The organism is Bacillus sp. IBL03825 (genome assembly GCF_024712505.1).
Classification (GTDB): Bacteria; Bacillota; Bacilli; order Bacillales; family Bacillaceae_G; genus Bacillus_A; species Bacillus_A wiedmannii.
The window spans coordinates 1,655,998-1,677,950 of the sequence record NZ_JAMXKE010000001.1 but is presented as its reverse complement, the minus strand read 5'-3'; the positions used below and the strand labels follow the sequence as shown (position 1 = coordinate 1,677,950).

The following is a 21,953-nucleotide window of genomic DNA, read 5'->3' as shown; positions in this document are numbered from 1 at the left end:
TGAGCGTAATCCTTTTTAGAAAAAGAAACGTAACAAAATAATCACAATCACTCCCGTTAATACTGTACCTAATAAACTACGAGTATATATCGCAACAAGAAATGTTGGGATTGCTGCGATAAGGTAATCCCACTGCATCGTCTCATGCATAAATAATACTTGGGCTAAAAGTGCTGCTAATATCGCAATTGGTATGTAATTTAACCATTTTAAACCCCAGTCTGGAATTTGTAGTTTGCTAAATACGAGTAGAGGTAAAATACGTGGCACGAGTGTGACAGCTCCTGCTGCTAGTAAAAGTAATAGTACGTCCAATCTCATTTCCATTTTTCAATTACAACTCCAATCGTCGCAGCTAGTAATGTTGCGATAATAACCGCTATACTATCTGGCATAAATAAGTGTGAAACGTATGCGATCATAATCGCTACAATTGCAACAGTAAGATGAATTGCTAGTTTCGGTTTACTACTTATGAGCTGAAGGACAAATAATCCGATAAACATTGCTGGTAATGCATAATCCATCCCGTACGTATGTGGATCTGGTATCCACTCACCAAACAGCCCGCCAATAATAGTAGCAAGAATCCAATTTAAATATGCTGTGACATTTAACCCCATCATCCACCTGTCACCTACATATCCTTTTTGCGCTGCGTGCTGCACTGCCACGCCGAACGTTTCATCTGTAATTTGAGAACCGATAATTACATTTTTTAATAGCGGAAGTTTCGTAAAGTATGGTGCAAGGGCAGCACTCATTAGAAGGTGGCGTAAATTAACAAAAAAGACGGTAAAAATAATTGCTGAAGCAGGAGCGCCAGCTGCATACATACCAGCTAATATAAATTGGGCAGAACCTGCATAAATTAAAGTGGACATAAACGCAATTTCAATGATTGAGAAACCTGCTGTTTTTGCAATTACACCAGCTGCTATACCGATACTTAAATAACCAAATACAGTTGGTAAACAATCTTTTACTCCTTGCTGAAATGTATCATCGCTCTGAAAAGCTACATGGGCCTGAGCTTTACTCATTCGTATCATCCTCCATTCCTTCCATCGTTCGTTTTCCTGTTACGACATGAACTAAATCTATATTTTCACGCCATAACGTATCTAACTTATCAGCCCCAAACTCCTTCGTAATTTCTTCAACCATAATATCGTGCCGCACATACTCTGTAGCAACGAGAACTAAAGCTGGGTCATACGTTGTAACGGCCCATGAAGTGCTATCATTTGAGAAGTTCGCAATTAATACTTCCTCTCCATCACGAGCAATAACGGTTAAATGACCACCCATTCTCTTTTCAACAACGTGGGGCGTCATATAATTATGGTGAAACGTCGCACCTATTTTTGTATTGGGAGCGCCAAATAAGATTGAAAATATATGTACACCTTCCTCTTCCTTTTGACGAATATATGGCTCAATTTCATGCACTTGATCTTCCCAAACAGAAATCCATAGCTCTTCCTTCGCCCTATTAATTATATTGCATATTTCTTTTACAACACGATCATTGGAGCGAATATGCGAAATTACATCTATTTGTCGCTCTTGTTCTAAACAATTTAATTTTCGGTCTAAAAATTCAAAGGAATTTTCAAAATCTTTTCGCATTCGATCCATTAACTCCGTAGCTGGTACTGGTACATATTTCACTGGTTCAGTAGGAACGATATGCACCGCTCCTTTATCCATCAATTTACCGAGTACTTCATAAATCATCGAACGCGGTACCCCTGTTTGCTTACTCACTTCATACCCGGTTACTGGGGAATGTTTTAATAGTCCAATATACGCTTTACATTCGTACTGGGAAAAACCTAACTTTTGTAATTCCTTTATAATTTCATCCATCAGCAATCCCTCACATTCTATATAACTCTCATCTCAAAACGATACATGTTTATTAGTAGTTATTAGTATACCTACTAATATAAAAAAACAGACCCACAAAGTCAATTGATAATTCTGAAATTTAACCCAAAAATAAAAAGCCTTCTTATGAAAGGCTTTTTGTACATAACACTCCTGTTATTTTAACTGCAAAGTTTTTGGCGACTTTCCCCTTAAATGCTCCCGTAAAGTAGAGCCTGTATACTCTTCCCTAAATACACCGGCCTTCACGAATAAAGGAATAACTTCACTAAAGAATAGATTTAGTGACTTTGGCGGTCCTCCTGGAATAGCAATAAATCCATCTAACGCTCCTGCCTCAAACCTATCCATAATTTGTTTCGCAACGTCATGCGCTGTACCAACCGCAACCCAATGAGCCGATCCAACAACTTCTGGTCGTTCTAGTATTTGTTCAACAGTTGGTTCATTTTTAATAATGTAGTTCCGTAATAATTCAGCGTGTGTTTTACTGCGAACAGTTTGATCACGGCTTGGCAACATCTCTTCCGTAATCTTACTTTCTAGCGGAATCCCTCTAACGTCTAATCCGAGAACCATTTCGAGTAACGAGTATCTTTTCTCTTTTGTGAGATGTTGATGTGCTTGCCTATGCATTTCTAACGCTTCTTCATATGTATCACCGATAAAGAAATATAATCCAGGTAATACACGTATATCATCTTGCTTTCGGCCATGCTGTTCTGCTCTTCTTCTTAAATCTTGACGCAGTTCAATTCCTGAATCTACATCCGGCGTTGCAGCAAAAATTGCATCCGCAACAGAAGCAGCGAAATTCCGGCCAGACTCAGAAGCACCCGCCTGAAATAATGGCATTTCTCCTGAAATATGCTGCGGAATATTAAGTGGACCTTTCACCTCAAAATATTTACCTCGATGTTCAATTGGCTTGACCATTTCTCTAATAACATCAGGATTATCTACTTTCAAAACTTCATTAGGGTGACTCCCCCAAAGTTTTCTTACTAACGCTGTACATTCTGCCGCTTTCGCGTATCGTTCCTCAGATGGTGGCATTCCTTCCTCTCCAAAGTTTTCAGCGCCGTCAATGGATGTAACAATATTCCACCCTACTCTGCCGTTACTAATCCAGTGTAAAGATTGTAATTGCCTCGCTAATATATACGGTGGATAAAACGAAGTTGAAGCAGTCGTAACGACTCCAATTTTTTCTGTTGCATAAGCAATAGCAGTAAATAGTAACGTCGGATCTAAAATGACATTCCCTTTATTACGAGCAATTAAATCTGGGTGCGCCACTAAATAATCTGCCTTAAAAACAAAATCTAACTTAGCCTTTTCTGCCTGTAGTGCCAACTCTACTTGTTCATCAATTCCTGAATCAAATATACAATCTTCTTTCTTTCTAGAAATTAAACATAATCCAATGCAAAGTTGTTTCTTTGTAGACATACACACCATCCCCTTATTTTTAATTTACCTAGTTAAGCAATGTTGCTATCATTATGAAATTCCATTCTTATGAAAAATGATAATGATATTGATAATCATTATCATTTTATGATGTAACTGTAATAAAAGCAATAATAAAAAAGACTTCCACTATGGGAAGTCTCTTATCTCAATATTTCATTCGCTTCTTTTTCATAAATTTTATCAAATGAAGTCATAACGCGTTGTGACGCTGAAATCATTTTTTGATCCGTCATAAGATCAGCCATCTCTTTCGTCATATCTACATTTGAATTTTCTAGCATATGGTTTTTTACTAAGCCTGCTCCGTTCGGTAAATCAGCAATGTTTCCTTCTGCTAATGTAAAGCTTTTGTTCTCTCTCTGTACGAGACGATTATTCGCTTCTGCATCTACTGTTTTTGTTTGCAGGCGGGCAATATTATTTTGTGTTACCGCATCATATAACGTACCGTCTGCTTGTACAGCTACTTTTGCTCCTTCTGGAATACGAATACGTTCATTATTCTCTCCCATTACGAAAGCGCCTGAAGTTGTTTGCAGGTAACGATCACTATTTAATGTAAAACTACCGTCTCTCGTTAAAAACGTTTCATTATTTTTAGATGTAACGAAAAACGAAGCTATGTCAGCAGTTCCATCATCTAAAAAGAAATCTGTATCACTATTTGTCATTTGTATATTTCCTTGTACTAAGTTCACATGCGTTGCGGCTGGTACTACAGCGTAATCAGTCGAACCGATATTTGTCACAGCCCCATCTCCGCGGCGATATGTGTCTTGTACATCAAATACTTTAGAAGTCATATTTTCTGCTTTAAATCCTGTCGTTTGAGCATTTGCAACGTTATTCGAATGAACATTAATGCGCTGCATGTAATTCATCATACCCATAGAACCTATATAAAGACCGTTCATAATCGTTTGAATAAGGCAGTTGCCTTATTCTTCACCTCTCTTCTATGATGTTTGCAACATTTGTTTCGCTAAATGTTCAGCTGTAGCGATATGTATATGTTGCTTCACGTCTTGTCCGTCTGTCATTAATACAATTGGAGCTGATGATACTGCTGGAATTTTCAATAATTCACCACTACTTGCTGTTTCATCAAATTTCGTAAATACGATACCGTCAATATGAATATCTTTAAAATTCGTAATGATTTCAATCATATCTTTACTTTTCATCGAAGCTGATAACGTTAAGCAAATATAATCTGGCTCTACTTGTCCCATCGTTTCAATCATTTCTTCTACTGTTTCTGACGCACGATAATTTTTTCCGGCGGTATCAATTAAAATATAATCGACGCGCGCTTCTTCTTTAAAATACGTAAGCGCTCTTGTCATTGCAGCTTCATCACGTACAGCGATTACTTCAAATCCAATTGTCTTGACGTAATCTTGCAGTTGCTGTACTGTTCCAATGCGCGAATGATCTGTCGTAATAAAACCGACCGTTTTGTTCTTATCGTGAAACTGCCATGCCATTTTCGCAAGTGTCGTCGTTTTTCCAACTCCAGTTGGACCGATTAATGCAATTGTTTGCACTTCTTTTTCAAAAACGTTTTCCGTGTTGAAATGAGATCTCATATCTTCCAATATGTATCCGATCACTTCTTCTTCTGTAATCATCGTCGCATTCTCAAACTTTACTTTTAACTTTTCAGCATATGCATGAATGAAGTATTGCTCTACATCGTTTTGTTCTAGCATCCGAATTACCTTTTGAATAATAAACGGTACAGATTCTTGCTTTTCTTTTTTTACAACAATTTCTTCTTTCTTGACCGGAACGACTTTTTTCACAGCTTTTTGCTTTTTCGTTACTTTCGTTTCTTCTGTCTGTTTTACAACGACGATACCTTTTTCAAACAACTTTAATAGTTTCTCTTTCTTTCTTCCCCATTCTTCACTATTTCCTGTTTGCATCGCTGCGTATGACATAGGAGTCGTCACGTTTTCTAAATTGTGTAGTACCGATTGAATTCCGTTCGCCTTCACAATTTGTTCTGAAGAATCATTTACAACATCCATTAATTGTTCATGAAATTGAGCTGTGCCTTCATTCACTTCTTCCTGTTTATCCTCTGGAAAAGCAACTAACATTTCATAATTCTTTTTCCAAAAAAACGGGATGTTTCGTTTTACACTTTCATCGACAACGTAATAATAATCTGTACCATATTGGTCAAATAACTTTCGATACAATTCATTTTTCGAAGCTGCTTTTATTCGCATTAACGCTTCTTTCTTTTCTGTACTTTCCATTACTTCACCCCCTACTATTCAATATAGGCAATTTGATCTACAACAATTTCTGGTGCTAATTCGCTAATACAAAGTACTTGCGCTTCTACTTGATAACGCTCAAGAAGTCTTACAATCGCAAATCTGAAATCTTTTCTACGCGTTAATAACACTGGCTCTCTTCCCATTAAACGAGCTTGTTTAAAGACACGCTGTACTTGTTCAACAACACGTGTTTCTAAATCTAAATCCCAGTTTAATAAGTAACCTTGGTATGAATTATTTACAACATCCGCATCTAACTCGATTGAATCTGAGAAGAGCGCCGCGTATATTTTACCGTCAGGATTTTTCGCATTTTCACAAATAACTTTTGAAATACATTCACGGACGAATGACGTTACACCGTCGACATGATTTTGATAAATTTCTTTTCCGTCAATAATACCTTCGATAATGGTTGGTAAATCACGAATAGAAATTCCTTCTTTTAACAATTGTTTAATAACATTTTGAACGAGTGATAAGTCGATTTCTTTCTTCTTAATCTCTTCTAATAAAACGCCGTTATCATTTTCAAGCGAGTTAATTAAGTCTTTTACATGTTGACGCTGAATTAACTCATGAAGATTACGTCTAACGACAACATCTAAATGTGTAATTAATATGCTCAGTGGCTCTAATACTTGATAGCCTTTCATTTGTGCATCTTGTACCATATGCTCTAAAATCCAATATCCATCTTCACCGAAAATTGGATCTTTCGCTGGTTCTGCATCTAAATCGGCCATTACATTCGGTGTTTTCAGTGCTAATAAATAACCTGATTTTAAAACACCTTCAGCTGCCTTCGCACCTTTAATACGGATAATGTAACGTCCGCGTGGTCTAAAACTCGTATTATCTTTAAAGTTAATGCCAGGAACGTTAATACCAAGGTCGGTAATAATCGACTTCCTCATAAGAACAACTTTATCACGAGCTGTTTCCCCGTTAATCTTCTGCTTTACAAGGGCTGCTAAATCTAAACCGAGTTCTACTATAATTGGATATTTATCTGTAAATACTCCGAATGAATCTTCCACTTGTTGCAGTTGCTCATCTTCGCCTTGAATCATTTCTAATTCTTTTTGAAGCTCGTCTTCTTTTTCTTTCTTTATTCGGTTTTTATTACGAATTCCTAAGAAAATAATTGTTCCACCAACAAGAGCAAACGGTAGAAATGGTAGCGGAGTGAAAATACCCATCGCAATAAATAAACCACCGAGCGCATATACAACAACTTCATGCGCTAATAACTCTTTAAAGATACCTTCTGTTACTGTATCCGCTGAACCATCAAATACACGTGTTACGATAATACCTGTTGAAATCGCAAGCATTAACGAACCGATTTGGTTTACGATTCCGTCTCCGACAGTTAGCTGTGTATAGTGAATAGCTGCGTCAGCAAAACTCATGCCCTGCTGCATCATGCCGACAATTAAACCGAAAATAATGTTTACGAATAAAATGACGATCCCGAAAATAACGTCCCCTTTAATGAACTTCCCGGCACCATCCATCGCCCCGTAAAACTCTGTTTCCATATTTAACTTTTTTCTTTTTGCCTGTGCATCTTTTTCAGTAATAATACGCTGGTTTAAATCCGCATCGATTGACATTTGTTTCCCGGGTAAAGAATCAAGTGTAAAACGAGCTGCAACTTCAGCTGTACGAGACGCACCGTTTGCAACGATAAACTGGAATATGATTAATACTATGAAAATAACGATACCAATTAATAAGTTCCCGCCAATTACAAACTGACCGAACTCTTCAATAACATGCCCCGCATTTCCGTCTGTCAAAATCGCTCGCGTCGTCGATACGTTAATCGATACGCGGAAAATCCCGATTAATAACAGCATCGTCGGAAATGACTTTAATTCATCCCACTCGTTAATACTTGTTGCTCGCATATAAATAAGCACTGACATACTTAGTAAAAAAACGATAACGATATCAAGTATAAATGGTGGAAGTGGAATTAAGAGCGCCACTACGAATGACGCTGCTAAAAAGATAGAAAAATAGGTTCTTGCAGAATCTATCTTAAACACAAGAGATCTCCTCCAACCGCGCTATTATACTTCAAGTTCATTCGTTTGAATTAAATAGCGCATAACTTCAATTACAGCTACGTATAAATCTTCTGGAATCGTCTCATCTTCCTCGACTTGATAATATAAAGAACGAGCAAGTGGACGGTTTTCCACCATTGGTATTTCTTGTTCGCGGGCGAGCATTCGTATGTATAATGCGAGCTCATCTTCCCCTTTTGCCACGACAATTGGCGCTGCATCAACCTGTTTATTATATCGAAGTACGACCGAAATATGAGTCGGGTTGTTTACAATAAACGTTGCACCATCCATCTTCTTCGCAATTGTCCCTTGCAAAATCGCATGCATAAAGTTTTTTCGTTTCCCCTTTACTTGCGGGTCCCCTTCATTATCTTTATGCTCTCGTTTTACTTCTTCTTTTTTCATCTTAATATCTTGTTCGTACTCCCATTTTTGATAAATAAAATCAATAATAGAAAGAACGATTAATATAATTAAAATAGCTAAAAAGATAAATTTAATTTGCCTAATAATTTCAGTAAGTGACGCAGTCCAGTTAAATCCAATCATACTAACGATTTTCTCTAAATTCTTTTTAAAAAGAACGTACGCAACGTAACCAATTAATCCCATATAAAATAGTGATTTCAAAATATCTACTAAACTTTTACGACTAAACAATCTTGTAAAATAGTTTTTCGGGTTAATACGTGACGCTTTCGGCTTAATGACTTTAGAAGAAAATAAGAAACCTACTTGAATCATATAATTAAATAAATGAAAAGCGTATACGAGTATTAATATTGGTGCTGATACTTTTAGTAGTAAAATACCCATTAAATAGAAATACTCGGTCGAATCTGTATTTTTTCCAATTTGATCAAACAGTACCGCTACAGAATTTGCAATCTCATAACCGAGCCAATCCCCGAAAAAGTAAACGACAACTGCTAATACGAGAATGGAAAATAAATTATTTAAATCTTTACTCCGGGCAATATTCCCTTCTTCACGCGATTTCTTACGCTTCTGCGGGGTGGCCTTTTCTGTTTTATTATCCTTTGCCATGCGCGTCCCCCTACTTCGTTAAGAAAAAGTTAAATAGTTTCGTATATTCTTCAAGCAATACATCCGTCATATTTTTAAACACATAACCGAGCATCGGTACACTCATCGCAATAAACAAAATACCACACGTAATTTTAATAACGTACGCATTCATAAAAACGTTTAATTGCGGAGCGTTTTTTGCGATTAAAATTAAAACAAAGTTAATGATGAACAAACTTCCCATGAGCGGAAGAGCAATTTCAACCGCTGATGTTATCGCAAATAATAACGTTGCGAGTAGACTATCTAAAAAACTAGTCGTCAGCAATTTTGAAATCGCCTCTGTATATTGAAACGACTTTAAAATCGTGGCAACGAAATAATTAATGCCGCCAAGTGAAATAAAAATAATGAGAAAAAATATATCAAAAATGGTTGATAGTAAAGTAGACTGTGAACCTGCATTTACATCAAACAAACTTGCCTGTGATAAACCGATATCAAAGTCTAAAATATGCCCAGCCATTTTCGGTATATTCCACAGCATCTCTACAATTTTTGAAAGCGATAATCCGATTACAATTTGCGTTCCTGCATAAGCTGCAACATCCCAAGTTGTCTTTATGTGAGAGACATCAACTTGATCGGCAACTGTAATCGAAAGAGCAAGTCCAACTGTAACCTTCGCCATTGCTGGAATGGATCGACCTGAGAAAAACGGTAAAAAATATAAAAATGAAGTAATGCGGCAAAACGCAAAAAACGTCGCCGCCCATAATTCCATATTCATTTCAGTTCACCTATCTTAGTACGAACGCAATAGCGATGGAATTTTATCAAATAAATCTAAAATAAGCGTCGTTAACTCTTGAAACATCCACGGACCTAAAATGATAATAACGAGCACAATACTCGCCATTTTCGGTAAAAACGTCAGCGTTTGCTCTTGAATTTGCATCATCGCCATAATGACAGCAATGATAATAACGACAATCATACTTACGCCGGCAATCGGCATTAAAATCATAACTCCTTTATAAAAAAAGGTTTGAAAAATATCTATAATTGGTGACGTATTCATTTATATGACTCCTATCACATAGCATCAAACGCTTCAGGCGACCGTTTTAAACATAATGTCGACGATTTTTGTATATCCACCTAAATATACGAAAACGAGTATTTTAAATGGTAAACTTAAAATCATCGGCGGTACCATCATCATCCCGAGGTACATTAAAAGTGTACTAATAATCAAATCTATAAATACAAACGCTAAATAAATGAACATCCCCGTTAATAATCCCTTTTGAATTTGCGTTAACGTAAAGGATGGTACGAGCGTAAATAAGGAAAGATCTTTCAAATCTTTCGGCAACTCTTCTCCGCGCACTTTCAGCATCATTTTTAAATCATGCTTATACGTATGCTTTGACATATACTCTTTCATAATCGGAGCTGTCGTCTCCGCAGCTTGACTTACTGTTATTTTCTCTTTCGTCATCGGATCCCACACATCGCTCTTTAGTTGCCCAAGTACAGGCTGCATCGTAAAGAGTGATAAAAATAATGCAAGTCCAACAAGTACTTGGTTCGGTGGTAAATTCATTACCCCAAGTCCTTGACGTGTAATCCCAAGAACGATCATAAAATAAGTAAAATGTGTAAATAATAGAACGATAGAAGAAGATAATGATAAAAGGGTAACGAGCGCAAATAATTGTACACTTGAATTACTCGTAAACTCTTTTCCATTTTCGAAATTAATAAAACCGTTCGGGGCCGCATACGCTGGATTTACAAAAATAATTGAAAAAACGATAGAAAATACGAAAATAACGGCTAATAATGATAACTGTTTCTTTATTCTCATGATGGATCCTCTACTTTTTTCGTTTCACTCTTCACCGCGTCTTCTAGCGCTTGTTGAAACTGATTTCCTGTTCCTGTTAATTGCACAGATTGTACACCGTTATTACTAATAACAGTGAACACTTGCTTGCCGTCTACTTCAAATAAAAAGGCACTCGTTTGATGATTTAAATACACGCCGTCCTTCACTTGAATATGGCCATTTTCACCTTGTTTAAAAAACTGCTGCTTGCGCGTCTTTTTCGTCATATAATATGCACCGTAGCCGAGCGCACCAAACAGTAAAATGACTTGAAATAAGGTCGTCATATACGACATATGACTCCTCCTCTACTCTTTATCTTGCATTTGACTTTGCGCTTTCATAAGCGCAGCTTGCTTCTTATCGGCTTCAATTTCAGAAATGATAATACCGAACTTCTCGTCCATTACAATCGCTTCCCCAATGCCGACTTTCATATTACTTAAATACACATCTACTTTATGTCCTAAGTTTTTCTCTACTTCAAGAACATCGCCAACTTTTAATTGCTTCACATCACCGAGCGTAATAGATGATTTCCCAAGCTTTACACCAAGTTCAATCGAAATATCTGAAACGGTATCAATATGTGCTTTATCTGCTTCATTTCGCTTCCCTGCAAAATCTTCTAATCCCATTAATGACACAGGAGATACTTCATGCTTCATATGGATCCTCCTACTCTACAAAACTTTTAAATAAGAGCGCCTTACGCGTTCCATCTTTTCCAATAAAACAATTAAATTTATGCTTTCCATCTACATAACCAAGTAATTCATCCGAAACTTTCGTATGAAGCGGAATAATATCGCCTTCTTCAATTTGTTCAATCTCACCCATTGTCATCTTCTGTTCACCAATCGCAACGTGAACAGGTTTAAACACTTGATTTACTTTCACTTCTACTTCAGACGTATACTTTTTACGCTTATCCGAAGAATGTTCGACAATATTTTCAGACGTTAACTTATCCATAATTTCTTCAACAGATAAGAACGGAATACCGATACGCACCGTCGTATCCCAAAAATCTGTTTTCATATTTACGTTCAGTAATGAAATGATATCACTCGCTGTCGTAATCTTTAATGCATTCGGATCTGTCTCCGTCGTTACAAATTTCGGTTCAATCGCCACAACACTTTCAAATGATTGCTCTAAATTTTTGCAAAGGAGCATAAAAATATTATCAAGCGTTAAAAACTCAAATGCGGTAAGTGGTCTGCGCATCGTAAAGTTACGCTTACTATCTCCGCCAAGCCAGCATTCATGAATGTAAATAACGAACGCTAAATCAATCTCAATAACAATTTCTCCAAGCTCTGGAAGACCAAGGTCAATAACGCAATATAAATAATAATCTTTTGGCATTTTCTCCACATACTCACTCGTAAATGGAACTTGCTCAACCGTTGAAGGTTCTAACTCAATCGGAATACGCATACGTGCTGCCAACGTCTGTGACGTCTGTTTTCCAAACGTAGAAGCAATTGCTTGCAAGCTACGTAAATGCTCAACACCGAACTTCTCCGGTCTATTAAAATCATACTCTTGAAATTTCTCTTGCTTCCCTGCTTCTTGTGCGAAAGCTGGCATTTCCTCGCCTTCATTTACCGCCTTCAGCAGGGCATCAATTTGCTCTTGGCTTAATTTTTCGCCACTCATGACAATCCCCTTCCCTACCTTTTCAATTCAACGATTTCAACGTACATCTTTCCATTCTTCGTCAAAATCTTTCCGGTTCCAATCTCTTCATTCTCAAGCATAAGACGCACCGTATTTTTCGTTGAATTTTCAAGACGATACAATGTACCTTTCGTAATATGAAGCAAATCTTCAATTTTCTTTTTCGTATTTCCGATTTCAAAATAAATTGTTAACGGAATATCATCTTGTAATTTCAAATCTAGCCAACTCCCATATCATGTTCACGAAAATTTCATGTTCTCTCTATATATGAAATTTCTTATTTTGAAACGTCGATATTTAATATTTTTTTAATATATCCTTGCGTTTCTTTAAATGGTGGTACGCCTCCGTACTTTCTCACATTACCAGGGCCAGCATTATAAGAAGCAAGTGCCAATACTAAGTCGCCGTTATTTTTCTTTAAATAACCGCTTAACTCTTTCACACCGCCCTCAATACTTTCAGCTGGTGAAAATGGATTTTTTATACCCATCTCTTTCACATTCGCTGGCATAAGCTGCATAAGACCCATCGCACCTGCATGTGACACCGTTTTCGGATTAAAATTAGACTCTACTTCAATCATTTTTTGAATTAACGTTTTCGGAATTCCGTATGTACGGCTAGCGCGATCAATAATATCCTCATACTTCCCCTCATTGGAAGAACGTATTTTTTGAATATTATACTTCTTCGTTAATCCCCACGTATCAGCAGCCTCATTTTTCGTTTCTGGAAAACGTCGTTCAAACTCTTTTTGTGCGACTTGCACTTCATCTACGTTCTTCGTTTCAGCCTTTTCTTCAGGCTTACTCGCTTCCTCTACTTTATTAATAGATTGTTCCGTTTTATTTACGACCGTTTCTATTTTCGTAGATTGTATCGGCTGACTCATATCCTCTACATTTACCGGCTGCGCAGTATCCTTCGTCTCCTTCGCAGGTTCACTCTGCAACTTCTCTTGAAAACGACTACTAACGAATGCTTGTGGACTACTTAACTTTTGCTGAATTTGTCCTTTCTTATATGCAAGCACTTCTTTTACTATATTTCCAACTAACATAATATCACCTTTTCGGTAAACAAAGATAATCTAATATTAGAGTTTTTTTTTAAAGTTTGCAATAATCCTTTTAATAATATTGTAATAAAAAAATGAATATATTGTTAAACTGTTATTTTTTTATATTTATTAATTCGAATTTTTAGTTGACACCCGCTATGACAGGGATTACAATAAATCTCGAAATTGATTTTTTCGCATATTACCGTTTTTCAATTTGCAGAAAAGTCAATATAAAAAAATGGGGGTTCTTAACATGAGAATTAATACAAACATTAACAGCATGCGTACTCAAGAGTACATGCGCCAAAACCAAGACAAAATGAATACAGCTATGAATCGTTTATCAAGCGGTAAATCAATCAACAGTGCGGCTGACGATGCAGCTGGTCTAGCAATCGCTACTCGTATGCGTGCAAAAGAGGGCGGCTTAATTGTTGGTGCTCGTAACACACAAGACGCTATGTCAGCATTACGTACTGGTGATTCAGCATTACAATCAATGTCAAACATCTTACTTCGTATGCGTGATCTTGCAACACAAGCATCAAGTGGTACAAATGGTACAACCGATGTTACTTCTGTTGGTAAAGAATATGCTCAATTAAAAGCGGAAATTGACCATATTGCTGAAAAAACAAATTTCAATGGTAAGGCATTCTTAAATGCAGATGCTGGTGGCGATTCTGATATCTCAGTTCAACTTTCTGACGCTTCAGGAGATACATTGGTAATTGCATCTCTAAATACAAAAGATTTAACAACTGCAAAATTAGGCGATGATATAACTACTAATGAACTGGCTGCTGCAGAATTAGACCAGCTTGACGACGCTATCCAATCAATTGCAGACGCTAGAGCAACTTTCGGTTCACAATTAAACCGCTTAGACCATAACTTAAACAACGTAACTAGCCAAGCTACAAACATGGCTGCTGCTGCTTCTCAAATCGAAGACGCTGACATGGCGAAAGAAATGTCTGAAATGACTAAGTTCAAAATCTTGAACGAAGCCGGTATCAGCATGCTTTCTCAAGCAAACCAAACTCCACAAATGGTAAGTAAATTATTACAATAATCCATTTGATTTCTACTAAAATACATCTCTCTCCTTACTGAGAGATGTATTTTTTACAATGTTAAAGATATACTCCTACGTTCTATGGTATACATTCAATTATTACAAAGGCTCTACCATCATATAAAGATAAAATTCATATATACTCAAAAATCAATTATATCGAACAAACTCCCAGATAGTTCTTCTACAAAAATAGATAATATACAAAAAAAGAAACAATACTTTACAATCTACTAGTCTCGCTAACAAAAGTGTCTGATTTCCCCATAAATTCTCTTAATAAAACACCTTTTAATCAAACAACTCACTTACTTATAACAAACTCGATCCAACAACAATCCCTATTATTCTCTTCATTAATTAAAGCTCCCACGACTAAAGTCTCAAGCCACACCCTTACGGATTTACGGGTGGGATTCTTGAATAACTAAACATTCGTAGTCCATTTCTGTTTTGAACAACCTTCAAGATGAGAGCATCTCATTCCCCCCTAAACCAGACCATATAAGCGCTTAGGCTGATTTTGACTGTTACCATCAATCACAGTTGCGTAGCGAATATTCATTGCCTCAACGATATCACGATGTGTCTCAAACCCACGTTGACACTTGTACTTTTTTTCGTGCTTTTCCTTGCTTCAATTATTTCAGATACAAGCATATTCATGAGTTTGATATACTCACGGCTACTTTGTTCCAATAAGCTAATTTTTTCTTTTGTGGGAAGCAATTTCACTTTAACTGTTATGGTCTGTGACATACATTTTACCCCTTTTTTTGATTTTCAACATATTATTTAATTGTCACACTTGATACATTTCTAGCAGTAGAAATAAAGTAGGCACACACCCATAAACCTTGCAAGTACATAAGATGAGGAGATTCCTCTCTCAAACGTTACGATGGCACTTCTTTTATTTTTGCCATTGTATCAGCAGGACTAAGTGTTGGCAGTATATTTAAAAACAAGTGAACGTGGTCTTTATCACATGCTATTGCGATAATAATGATATCAAGTTCTTTACATATCTCTTCAACCAACACTTTGAAACATTCTTCTACTTTTGCATTTAAAAAAATCTTTCTTCTGTATCGTGGACAAATTATAAAATGATTATAGTTACAATGTACCAGTTATTTTCGAAAAATCACAAAAAACACTCGAAGAAACTACCAATACTTTGGATACTTAAAGCACCACAAACCTTACGATTTTTAGTGACACTCCGTATCCAACCTCACTTTCATCCCATTTCTAAATGCGATGGGCTTTCTCGTTCGGAAAGAGCTGTAAAAAGGAAGCCTCTTTAGTAAAAAGGACTCTTAAAATCACAACAAAGGCTGAGGCTAGTAAAGCAATTACAAAAATAAATATTGCATTCCAAGAAATGCAACATCACCATACTAAAATGAATGTAATGATACAACGGCTTCAATTACATATTAAACACTCAAATACTCAAAACATATCCCTGTATTCTTTTTCACCTATAGATAGGTCTTATAAAGCCAAAAACTTTAGTGATTTTGTGAAATATAAATTATTATCATAAACAACAATAAGCAAATTTCGTCCCACAAACAGTTATAACATTACCAAAAATTTTTAAAAATTATATAACAATTAAAAAGGTATATTGTTTTTCATATAACAGCCAATATGCCTTCTTAAACCAAATTCCCTTACTATTTTTTCATTCATCTAGTCATTTTATATTCCATTAACCTTCTCTTATCTCACTTCTCTTTTAAGCACTCCTTTATTAAAGGGTATATATTTATAATCTCTATCTACCTAAAAATATAAATTACATGATCTAAAGTAACCAATAAAAAAATTAAATTACAAGTATGATTTAATAGAAATAATAATCTATGCCTAAATTTAAAACATCTTTATAAAAAAAAAAAAATAACATTAGGAAACCTAAAATATTTGCTTTCAGATACGCCTATGTTCTTCTCCATTATTCTTAATCATTCAGTTTCTTATTCTTTATAAAATCTCTCAAAGAAAATTAAAAAGCACCAGGTATTTTCTTTTCAGAAATGTCCCGATGCTTTTTTATCAATAATTATAAAAATTATTTATTCATTTACTCCGCAATATAATCTTTTGCTGTGCGTGCACTTTCTAGCTTATTATTCTTTGTGACAGTAACATAAACTTTTCCTGCCTGTTCCCCTAGTTGTTTGATTTTTACATTTACTGCTGTCTTTTTATCTCCTACAGTATTTGTGCCTAGTTTTTCCCCTTCTGTTAATGCGTCATAAACATTTACAACATCACCTGTAGCTAACCCTGTTACTCTTACAATATCATCTTCACCATCATTGTTTAGCACAACAATATTGTTTGCTTTTAGAGCTTCTGATACTTCTGTTGCGTATTTTACTGCTGTTCGGCTACTTTCATCTTTGTTTGGTTTTGTCACAGTTACGTACACTGTTCCACCTGTTGACTCTAATAAGTCTTTCACTTTAACTGTTGCTTCTTTTCCACCGTCAGCTACTGCTTCTGATGTTGCTTTTACTTCTCCGTCTTTCGCTACATTGTATACTTTTACAATGTCACCTTCTGTTAAGTCTGTTACTTTAATTGTATCTTCTGCACCTGTTTTATTGTTCTCTACCGTGATTGTTTTTGCTGCTGGCGCTGCTGATACTTCCGTATCATACTTCACTGCTGTTCGTGAGCTTTCTAAACCATCTACACCTTTTACGCTCACATACACTGTTCCACCTGTTGCTTTTAGAAGATCTGCTTTTTTAATTTCTACTTCTTGTTTCTCTTTTGCTACCGTTCCTGTTGCTAATTCATTTCCTTTTGTTGCTGCGTCATATACCGTTACGATATCACCTGCAACTAAACCTGTTACTTTGATTGTATCTTCTGCTGCTTTTTTATTATTTGCTACTGTGATTGTATCCGCCGCTGGCGCCGTTGTTACTGGCTCTGTTGTGTATTTTACTGCTGTTCGGCTACTTTCATCTTTGTTTGGTTTTGTCACAGTTACATACACTGTTCCACCTGTTGATTCTAATAAGTCTTTCACTTTAATTGTTGCTTCTTTTCCACCGTCAGCTACTGCTTCTGATGTTGCTTTTACTTCTCCATCTTTCGCTACATTGTATACTTTTACAATGTCACCTTCTGTTAAATCTGTTACTTTAATTGTATCTTCTGCACCTTTTTTCTTGTTTTCTACTGTGATTGTTTTTGCTGCTGGCGCTGCTGATACTTCCGTATCATACTTCACTGCTGTTCGTGAGCTTTCTAAACCATCTACACCTTTTACGCTCACATACACTGTTCCACCTGTTGCTTTTAGAAGATCTGCTTTTTTAATTTCTACTTCTTGTTTCTCTTTTGCTACCGTTCCTGTTGCTAATTCATTTCCTTTTGTTGCTGCGTCATATACCGTTACGATATCACCTGCAACTAAACCTGTTACTTTGATTGTATCTTCTGCTGCTTTTTTATTATTTGCTACTGTGATTGTATCCGCCGCTGGCGCCGTTGTTACTGGCTCTGTTGTGTATTTTACTGCTGTTCGGCTACTTTCATCTTTGTTTGGTTTTGTCACAGTTACATACACTGTTCCACCTGTTGACTCTAATAAGTCTTCCACTTTAATTGTTGCTTCTTTTCCACCGTCAGCTACTGCTTCTGATGTTGCTTTTACTTCTCCATCTTTCGCTACATTGTATACTTTTACAATGTCACCTTCTGTTAAATCTGTTACTTTAATTGTATCTTCTGCACCTTTTTTCTTGTTTTCTACTGTGATTGTTTTTGCTGCTGGCGCTGCTGATACTTCCGTATCATACTTCACTGCTGTTCGTGAGCTTTCTAAACCATCTACACCTTTTACGCTCACATACACTGTTCCACCTGTTGCTTTTAGAAGATCTGCTTTTTTAATTTCTACTTCTTGTTTCTCTTTTGCTACCGTTCCTGTTGCTAATTCATTTCCTTTTGTTGCTGCGTCATATACCGTTACGATATCACCTGCAACTAAACCTGTTACTTTGATTGTATCTTCTGCTGCTTTTTTATTATTTGCTACTGTGATTGTATCCGCCGCTGGCGCCGTTGTTACTGGCTCTGTTGTGTATTTTACTGCTGTTCGGCTACTTTCATCTTTGTTTGGTTTTGTCACAGTTACATACACTGTTCCACCTGTTGATTCTAATAAGTCTTCCACTTTAATTGTTGCTTCTTTTCCACCGTCAGCTACTGCTTCTGATGTTGCTTTTACTTCTCCATCTTTCGCTACATTGTATACTTTTACAATGTCACCTTCTGTTAAATCTGTTACTTTAATTGTATCTTCTGCACCTTTTTTCTTGTTTTCTACTGTGATTGTTTTTGCTGCTGGCGCTGCTGATACTTCCGTATCATACTTCACTGCTGTTCGTGAGCTTTCTAAACCATCTACACCTTTTACGCTCACATACACTGTTCCACCTGTTGCTTTTAGAAGATCTGCTTTTTTAATTTCTACTTCTTGTTTCTCTTTTGCTACCGTTCCTGTTGCTAATTCATTTCCTTTTGTTGCTGCGTCATATACCGTTACGATATCACCTGCAACTAAACCTGTTACTTTGATTGTATCTTCTGCTGCTTTTTTATTATTTGCTACTGTGATTGTATCCGCCGCTGGCGCCGTTGTTACTGGCTCTGTTGTGTATTTTACTGCTGTTCGGCTACTTTCATCTTTGTTTGGTTTTGTCACAGTTACATACACTGTTCCACCTGTTGATTCTAATAAGTCTTCCACTTTAATTGTTGCTTCTTTTCCACCGTCAGCTACTGCTTCTGATGTTGCTTTTACTTCTCCATCTTTCGCTACATTGTATACTTTTACAATGTCACCTTCTGTTAAATCTGTTACTTTAATTGTATCTTCTGCACCTTTTTTCTTGTTTTCTACTGTGATTGTTTTTGCTGCTGGCGCTGCTGATACTTCCGTATCATACTTCACTGCTGTTCGTGAGCTTTCTAAACCATCTACACCTTTTACGCTCACATACACTGTTCCACCTGTTGCTTTTAGAAGATCTGCTTTTTTAATTTCTACTTCTTGTTTCTCTTTTGCTACCGTTCCTGTTGCTAATTCATTTCCTTTTGTTGCTGCGTCATATACCGTTACGATATCACCTGCAACTAAACCTGTTACTTTGATTGTATCTTCTGCTGCTTTTTTATTATTTGCTACTGTGATTGTATCCGCCGCTGGCGCCGTTGTTACTGGCTCTGTTGTGTATTTTACTGCTGTTCGGCTACTTTCATCTTTGTTTGGTTTTGTCACAGTTACATACACTGTTCCACCTGTTGACTCTAATAAGTCTTCCACTTTAATTGTTGCTTCTTTTCCACCGTCAGCTACTGCTTCTGATGTTGCTTTTACTTCTCCATCTTTCGCTACATTGTATACTTTTACAATGTCACCTTCTGTTAAATCTGTTACTTTAATTGTATCTTCTGCACCTTTTTTCTTGTTTTCTACTGTGATTGTTTTTGCTGCTGGCGCTGCTGATACTTCCGTATCATACTTCACTGCTGTTCGTGAGCTTTCTAAACCATCTACACCTTTTACGCTCACATACACTGTTCCACCTGTTGCTTTTAGAAGATCTGCTTTTTTAATTTCTACTTCTTGTTTCTCTTTTGCTACCGTTCCTGTTGCTAATTCATTTCCTTTTGTTGCTGCGTCATATACCGTTACGATATCACCTGCAACTAAACCTGTTACTTTGATTGTATCTTCTGCTGCTTTTTTATTATTTGCTACTGTGATTGTATCCGCCGCTGGCGCCGTTGTTACTGGCTCTGTTGTGTATTTTACTGCTGTTCGGCTACTTTCATCTTTGTTTGGTTTTGTCACAGTTACATACACTGTTCCACCTGTTGACTCTAATAAGTCTTCCACTTTAATTGTTGCTTCTTTTCCACCGTCAGCTACTGCTTCTGATGTTGCTTTTACTTCTCCATCTTTCGCTACATTGTATACTTTTACAATGTCACCTTCTGTTAAATCTGTTACTTTAATTGTATCTTCTGCACCTTTTTTCTTGTTTTCTACTGTGATTGTTTTTGCTGCTGGCGCTGCTGATACTTCCGTATCATACTTCACTGCTGTTCGTGGACTTTCTAACTCTTCTTCATTTTCAACACTTACATATACTGTTCCAGTAGTTTTTGCATTTTTTGCAATTTGTTTGATTTTCACTATACCGATTTCTAGCTCAGAATCGCCCTTTACAATTGCTTTGCCTAGCTCTTTCCCTCCACTAGCAGCATCATAAACTCTTACTGTAGCCCCTTTTTTTACACCTTCCACTTTTACTTCATCTTCTACACTTGCTTTATTATTCACTACTGTTATCATTTTTACAGCAGGTGCTTTTGTTACTGGCTCCGCAGTATATTTTATCGCTGTTCGGGAACTTTCTTCCTTTTCTTTTTTCGTCACAGTGACATACACTGTTCCACCTTTTGCTTCTAATAAATCCTTCTTAGAAATTGTCAAAGATTTACCCTGATCTTCTACTGTACCCTCTGCTAATATCTCTGTAGATTTGATTGTACTATAAACTCTTACTTTATCCCCTGTTTCCAATTCACTTACTTGAATCGAATCTGTATCACCAGTTTTTTTATTTTCTATTTTTACATATGTCGCTTTTAGATCACCAGATTTCTCTACTGCTGCAAAAGCTGTAGCAGTTGGGTGAATAGCAGACATCAATAATATTGAACTCATACCAAGACCTGTTAAAAATTTCGTATTTTTATTTTTCATTGTTATAGCCTCCCAAATCTTATTTTTTATTTATAAAAATAATTTTATATTTTTATTTTACAATACTATATATTAACGATTTATATTATCCTACTTTTTTTAAAAATATGCTAGATAGTTAATTAAATTTTTTTATAAAAAAATTTAATTAACTATCATTTAAAGTATTTCTGAGAATTGTTTCACTTAAAATTTGATTTTCAAACTAGTGGCTAATAAAAATACAAGCAACTTTCATATATTCTCATAATCCCCTTATATGAAACCCAATATCGAATGAATACTAACTTGAAAATTTTAACAAAGAACTAAATGTTGTTTCTACTCGTCTATAGAATATCTTAATTACGAGTTGTGCTCATACAGGTATAAATATTTTTTAATTAGTTGCTCACCCTTCCAATGTTACCGCTTCAAAAAGAAACCGTGATTTGCATAGATAACGAGTTTCAAATATTAACAGAACAAATTATCTATATGGATTAAGCTATAGTACTCAATAATCGATTTTTATTTAGTGGGTAAAGTGTACAATACCAGTAAATATATTCCACCCTGCAATGGATAGAGAACATCTAACCTTGATGGATAGGGAAATAATTGCTCTTAATTATAATCTAGCTTTGCTCGTATAAATCTTTTACATGG

The 21,953-nt window shown here is 36.1% G+C and carries 18 protein-coding genes and 2 pseudogenes; 1 reads left to right on the top strand and 19 read right to left on the bottom strand.

Annotation, left to right across the window (positions count from 1 at the left end; genetic code table 11):
* Positions 1 to 15: 15 nt before the first annotated feature.
* The 16 genes from NHG49_RS08895 to NHG49_RS08820 form a co-directional block, all read right to left on the bottom strand.
* Complete coding sequence (locus tag NHG49_RS08895) at positions 16 to 327, bottom strand: AzlD domain-containing protein (RefSeq protein WP_000425942.1); 312 nt, start codon at positions 325 to 327, stop codon at positions 16 to 18.
* On the bottom strand, positions 318 to 1,043 hold the full coding sequence (locus NHG49_RS08890; RefSeq protein ID WP_149174138.1) for an AzlC family ABC transporter permease: 726 nt from the start codon (positions 1,041 to 1,043) through the stop codon (positions 318 to 320). The genes NHG49_RS08895 and NHG49_RS08890 overlap by 10 nt, the downstream gene beginning before the upstream one ends.
* Positions 1,036 to 1,872 carry a TrmB family transcriptional regulator gene (locus tag NHG49_RS08885; protein WP_098103342.1) on the bottom strand — a complete coding sequence of 279 codons (837 nt, stop codon included), beginning with the start codon at positions 1,870 to 1,872 and terminating at the stop codon, positions 1,036 to 1,038. The genes NHG49_RS08890 and NHG49_RS08885 overlap by 8 nt, the downstream gene beginning before the upstream one ends.
* A gap of 177 nt (positions 1,873 to 2,049) precedes the next feature.
* The gene (locus NHG49_RS08880; protein WP_258125828.1) at positions 2,050 to 3,345 is read right to left on the bottom strand and encodes an NtaA/DmoA family FMN-dependent monooxygenase; all 1,296 of its coding nucleotides are present in this window, start codon (positions 3,343 to 3,345) and stop codon (positions 2,050 to 2,052) included.
* A 164-nt stretch (positions 3,346 to 3,509) separates the two neighbouring features.
* Positions 3,510 to 4,283 carry a flagellar basal-body rod protein FlgG gene (locus tag NHG49_RS08875; protein WP_258125827.1) on the bottom strand — a complete coding sequence of 258 codons (774 nt, stop codon included), beginning with the start codon at positions 4,281 to 4,283 and terminating at the stop codon, positions 3,510 to 3,512.
* A gap of 42 nt (positions 4,284 to 4,325) precedes the next feature.
* Positions 4,326 to 5,636: a flagellar biosynthesis GTPase FlhF gene (gene flhF, locus NHG49_RS08870; protein WP_258125824.1), complete on the bottom strand. Its 1,311-nt coding sequence runs from the start codon at positions 5,634 to 5,636 to the stop codon at positions 4,326 to 4,328.
* Between the two features lie 14 nt (positions 5,637 to 5,650).
* Positions 5,651 to 7,717 carry a flagellar biosynthesis protein FlhA gene (flhA, locus tag NHG49_RS08865; RefSeq protein WP_000472554.1) on the bottom strand — a complete coding sequence of 689 codons (2,067 nt, stop codon included), beginning with the start codon at positions 7,715 to 7,717 and terminating at the stop codon, positions 5,651 to 5,653.
* Positions 7,718 to 7,741: 24 nt separating this feature from the next.
* Entirely contained in the window at positions 7,742 to 8,788 is a 1,047-nt protein-coding gene (flhB, locus tag NHG49_RS08860) for a flagellar type III secretion system protein FlhB (RefSeq protein WP_258125822.1), read from the bottom strand.
* A 10-nt stretch (positions 8,789 to 8,798) separates the two neighbouring features.
* Positions 8,799 to 9,560 carry a flagellar biosynthetic protein FliR gene (locus NHG49_RS08855; protein ID WP_001055716.1) on the bottom strand — a complete coding sequence of 254 codons (762 nt, stop codon included), beginning with the start codon at positions 9,558 to 9,560 and terminating at the stop codon, positions 8,799 to 8,801.
* 15 nt (positions 9,561 to 9,575) lie between these two features.
* Positions 9,576 to 9,851 carry a flagellar biosynthetic protein FliQ gene (locus tag NHG49_RS08850; RefSeq protein ID WP_064449842.1) on the bottom strand — a complete coding sequence of 92 codons (276 nt, stop codon included), beginning with the start codon at positions 9,849 to 9,851 and terminating at the stop codon, positions 9,576 to 9,578.
* 33 nt (positions 9,852 to 9,884) lie between these two features.
* Positions 9,885 to 10,643 (bottom strand): flagellar type III secretion system pore protein FliP, encoded by a 759-nt coding sequence (locus NHG49_RS08845; RefSeq protein ID WP_001220582.1) that lies wholly within the window; start codon positions 10,641 to 10,643, stop codon positions 9,885 to 9,887.
* A complete protein-coding gene (locus NHG49_RS08840; protein ID WP_258125818.1) occupies positions 10,640 to 10,960 on the bottom strand; it encodes a flagellar motor switch protein FliN in 321 nt (106 codons plus the stop codon). Before NHG49_RS08840 ends, NHG49_RS08845 begins: the two co-directional genes overlap by 4 nt.
* A gap of 12 nt (positions 10,961 to 10,972) precedes the next feature.
* Positions 10,973 to 11,332, bottom strand: coding sequence for a flagellar motor switch protein FliN (fliN, locus tag NHG49_RS08835; protein ID WP_098653191.1), 360 nt, complete (start codon positions 11,330 to 11,332; stop codon positions 10,973 to 10,975).
* Positions 11,333 to 11,342: 10 nt separating this feature from the next.
* Entirely contained in the window at positions 11,343 to 12,329 is a 987-nt protein-coding gene (gene fliM, locus NHG49_RS08830; protein ID WP_258125817.1) for a flagellar motor switch protein FliM, read from the bottom strand.
* A 14-nt stretch (positions 12,330 to 12,343) separates the two neighbouring features.
* Entirely contained in the window at positions 12,344 to 12,568 is a 225-nt protein-coding gene (locus NHG49_RS08825) for a flagellar motor switch protein FliN (protein WP_000775712.1), read from the bottom strand.
* 62 nt (positions 12,569 to 12,630) lie between these two features.
* A complete protein-coding gene (locus tag NHG49_RS08820) occupies positions 12,631 to 13,416 on the bottom strand; it encodes a lytic transglycosylase domain-containing protein (protein WP_222660926.1) in 786 nt (261 codons plus the stop codon).
* A 256-nt stretch (positions 13,417 to 13,672) separates the two neighbouring features.
* Between NHG49_RS08820 and NHG49_RS08815 the strand changes: the two genes are divergently transcribed.
* The gene (locus NHG49_RS08815; protein ID WP_258125810.1) at positions 13,673 to 14,494 is read left to right on the top strand and encodes a flagellin N-terminal helical domain-containing protein; all 822 of its coding nucleotides are present in this window, start codon (positions 13,673 to 13,675) and stop codon (positions 14,492 to 14,494) included.
* A gap of 612 nt (positions 14,495 to 15,106) precedes the next feature.
* Here the strand turns inward: NHG49_RS08815 and NHG49_RS08810 are convergent.
* The 3 genes and pseudogenes from NHG49_RS08810 to NHG49_RS08800 all read right to left on the bottom strand — a co-directional run.
* Positions 15,107 to 15,256, bottom strand: a pseudogene (locus NHG49_RS08810) (RNA-guided endonuclease TnpB family protein); the annotation flags it as partial.
* Positions 15,257 to 15,288: 32 nt separating this feature from the next.
* A pseudogene (gene tnpA / locus NHG49_RS08805) lies at positions 15,289 to 15,630 on the bottom strand (IS200/IS605 family transposase).
* A 962-nt stretch (positions 15,631 to 16,592) separates the two neighbouring features.
* Positions 16,593 to 21,305 carry a hypothetical protein gene (locus NHG49_RS08800; protein WP_258125809.1) on the bottom strand — a complete coding sequence of 1,571 codons (4,713 nt, stop codon included), beginning with the start codon at positions 21,303 to 21,305 and terminating at the stop codon, positions 16,593 to 16,595.
* Positions 21,306 to 21,953 lie beyond the last annotated feature (648 nt).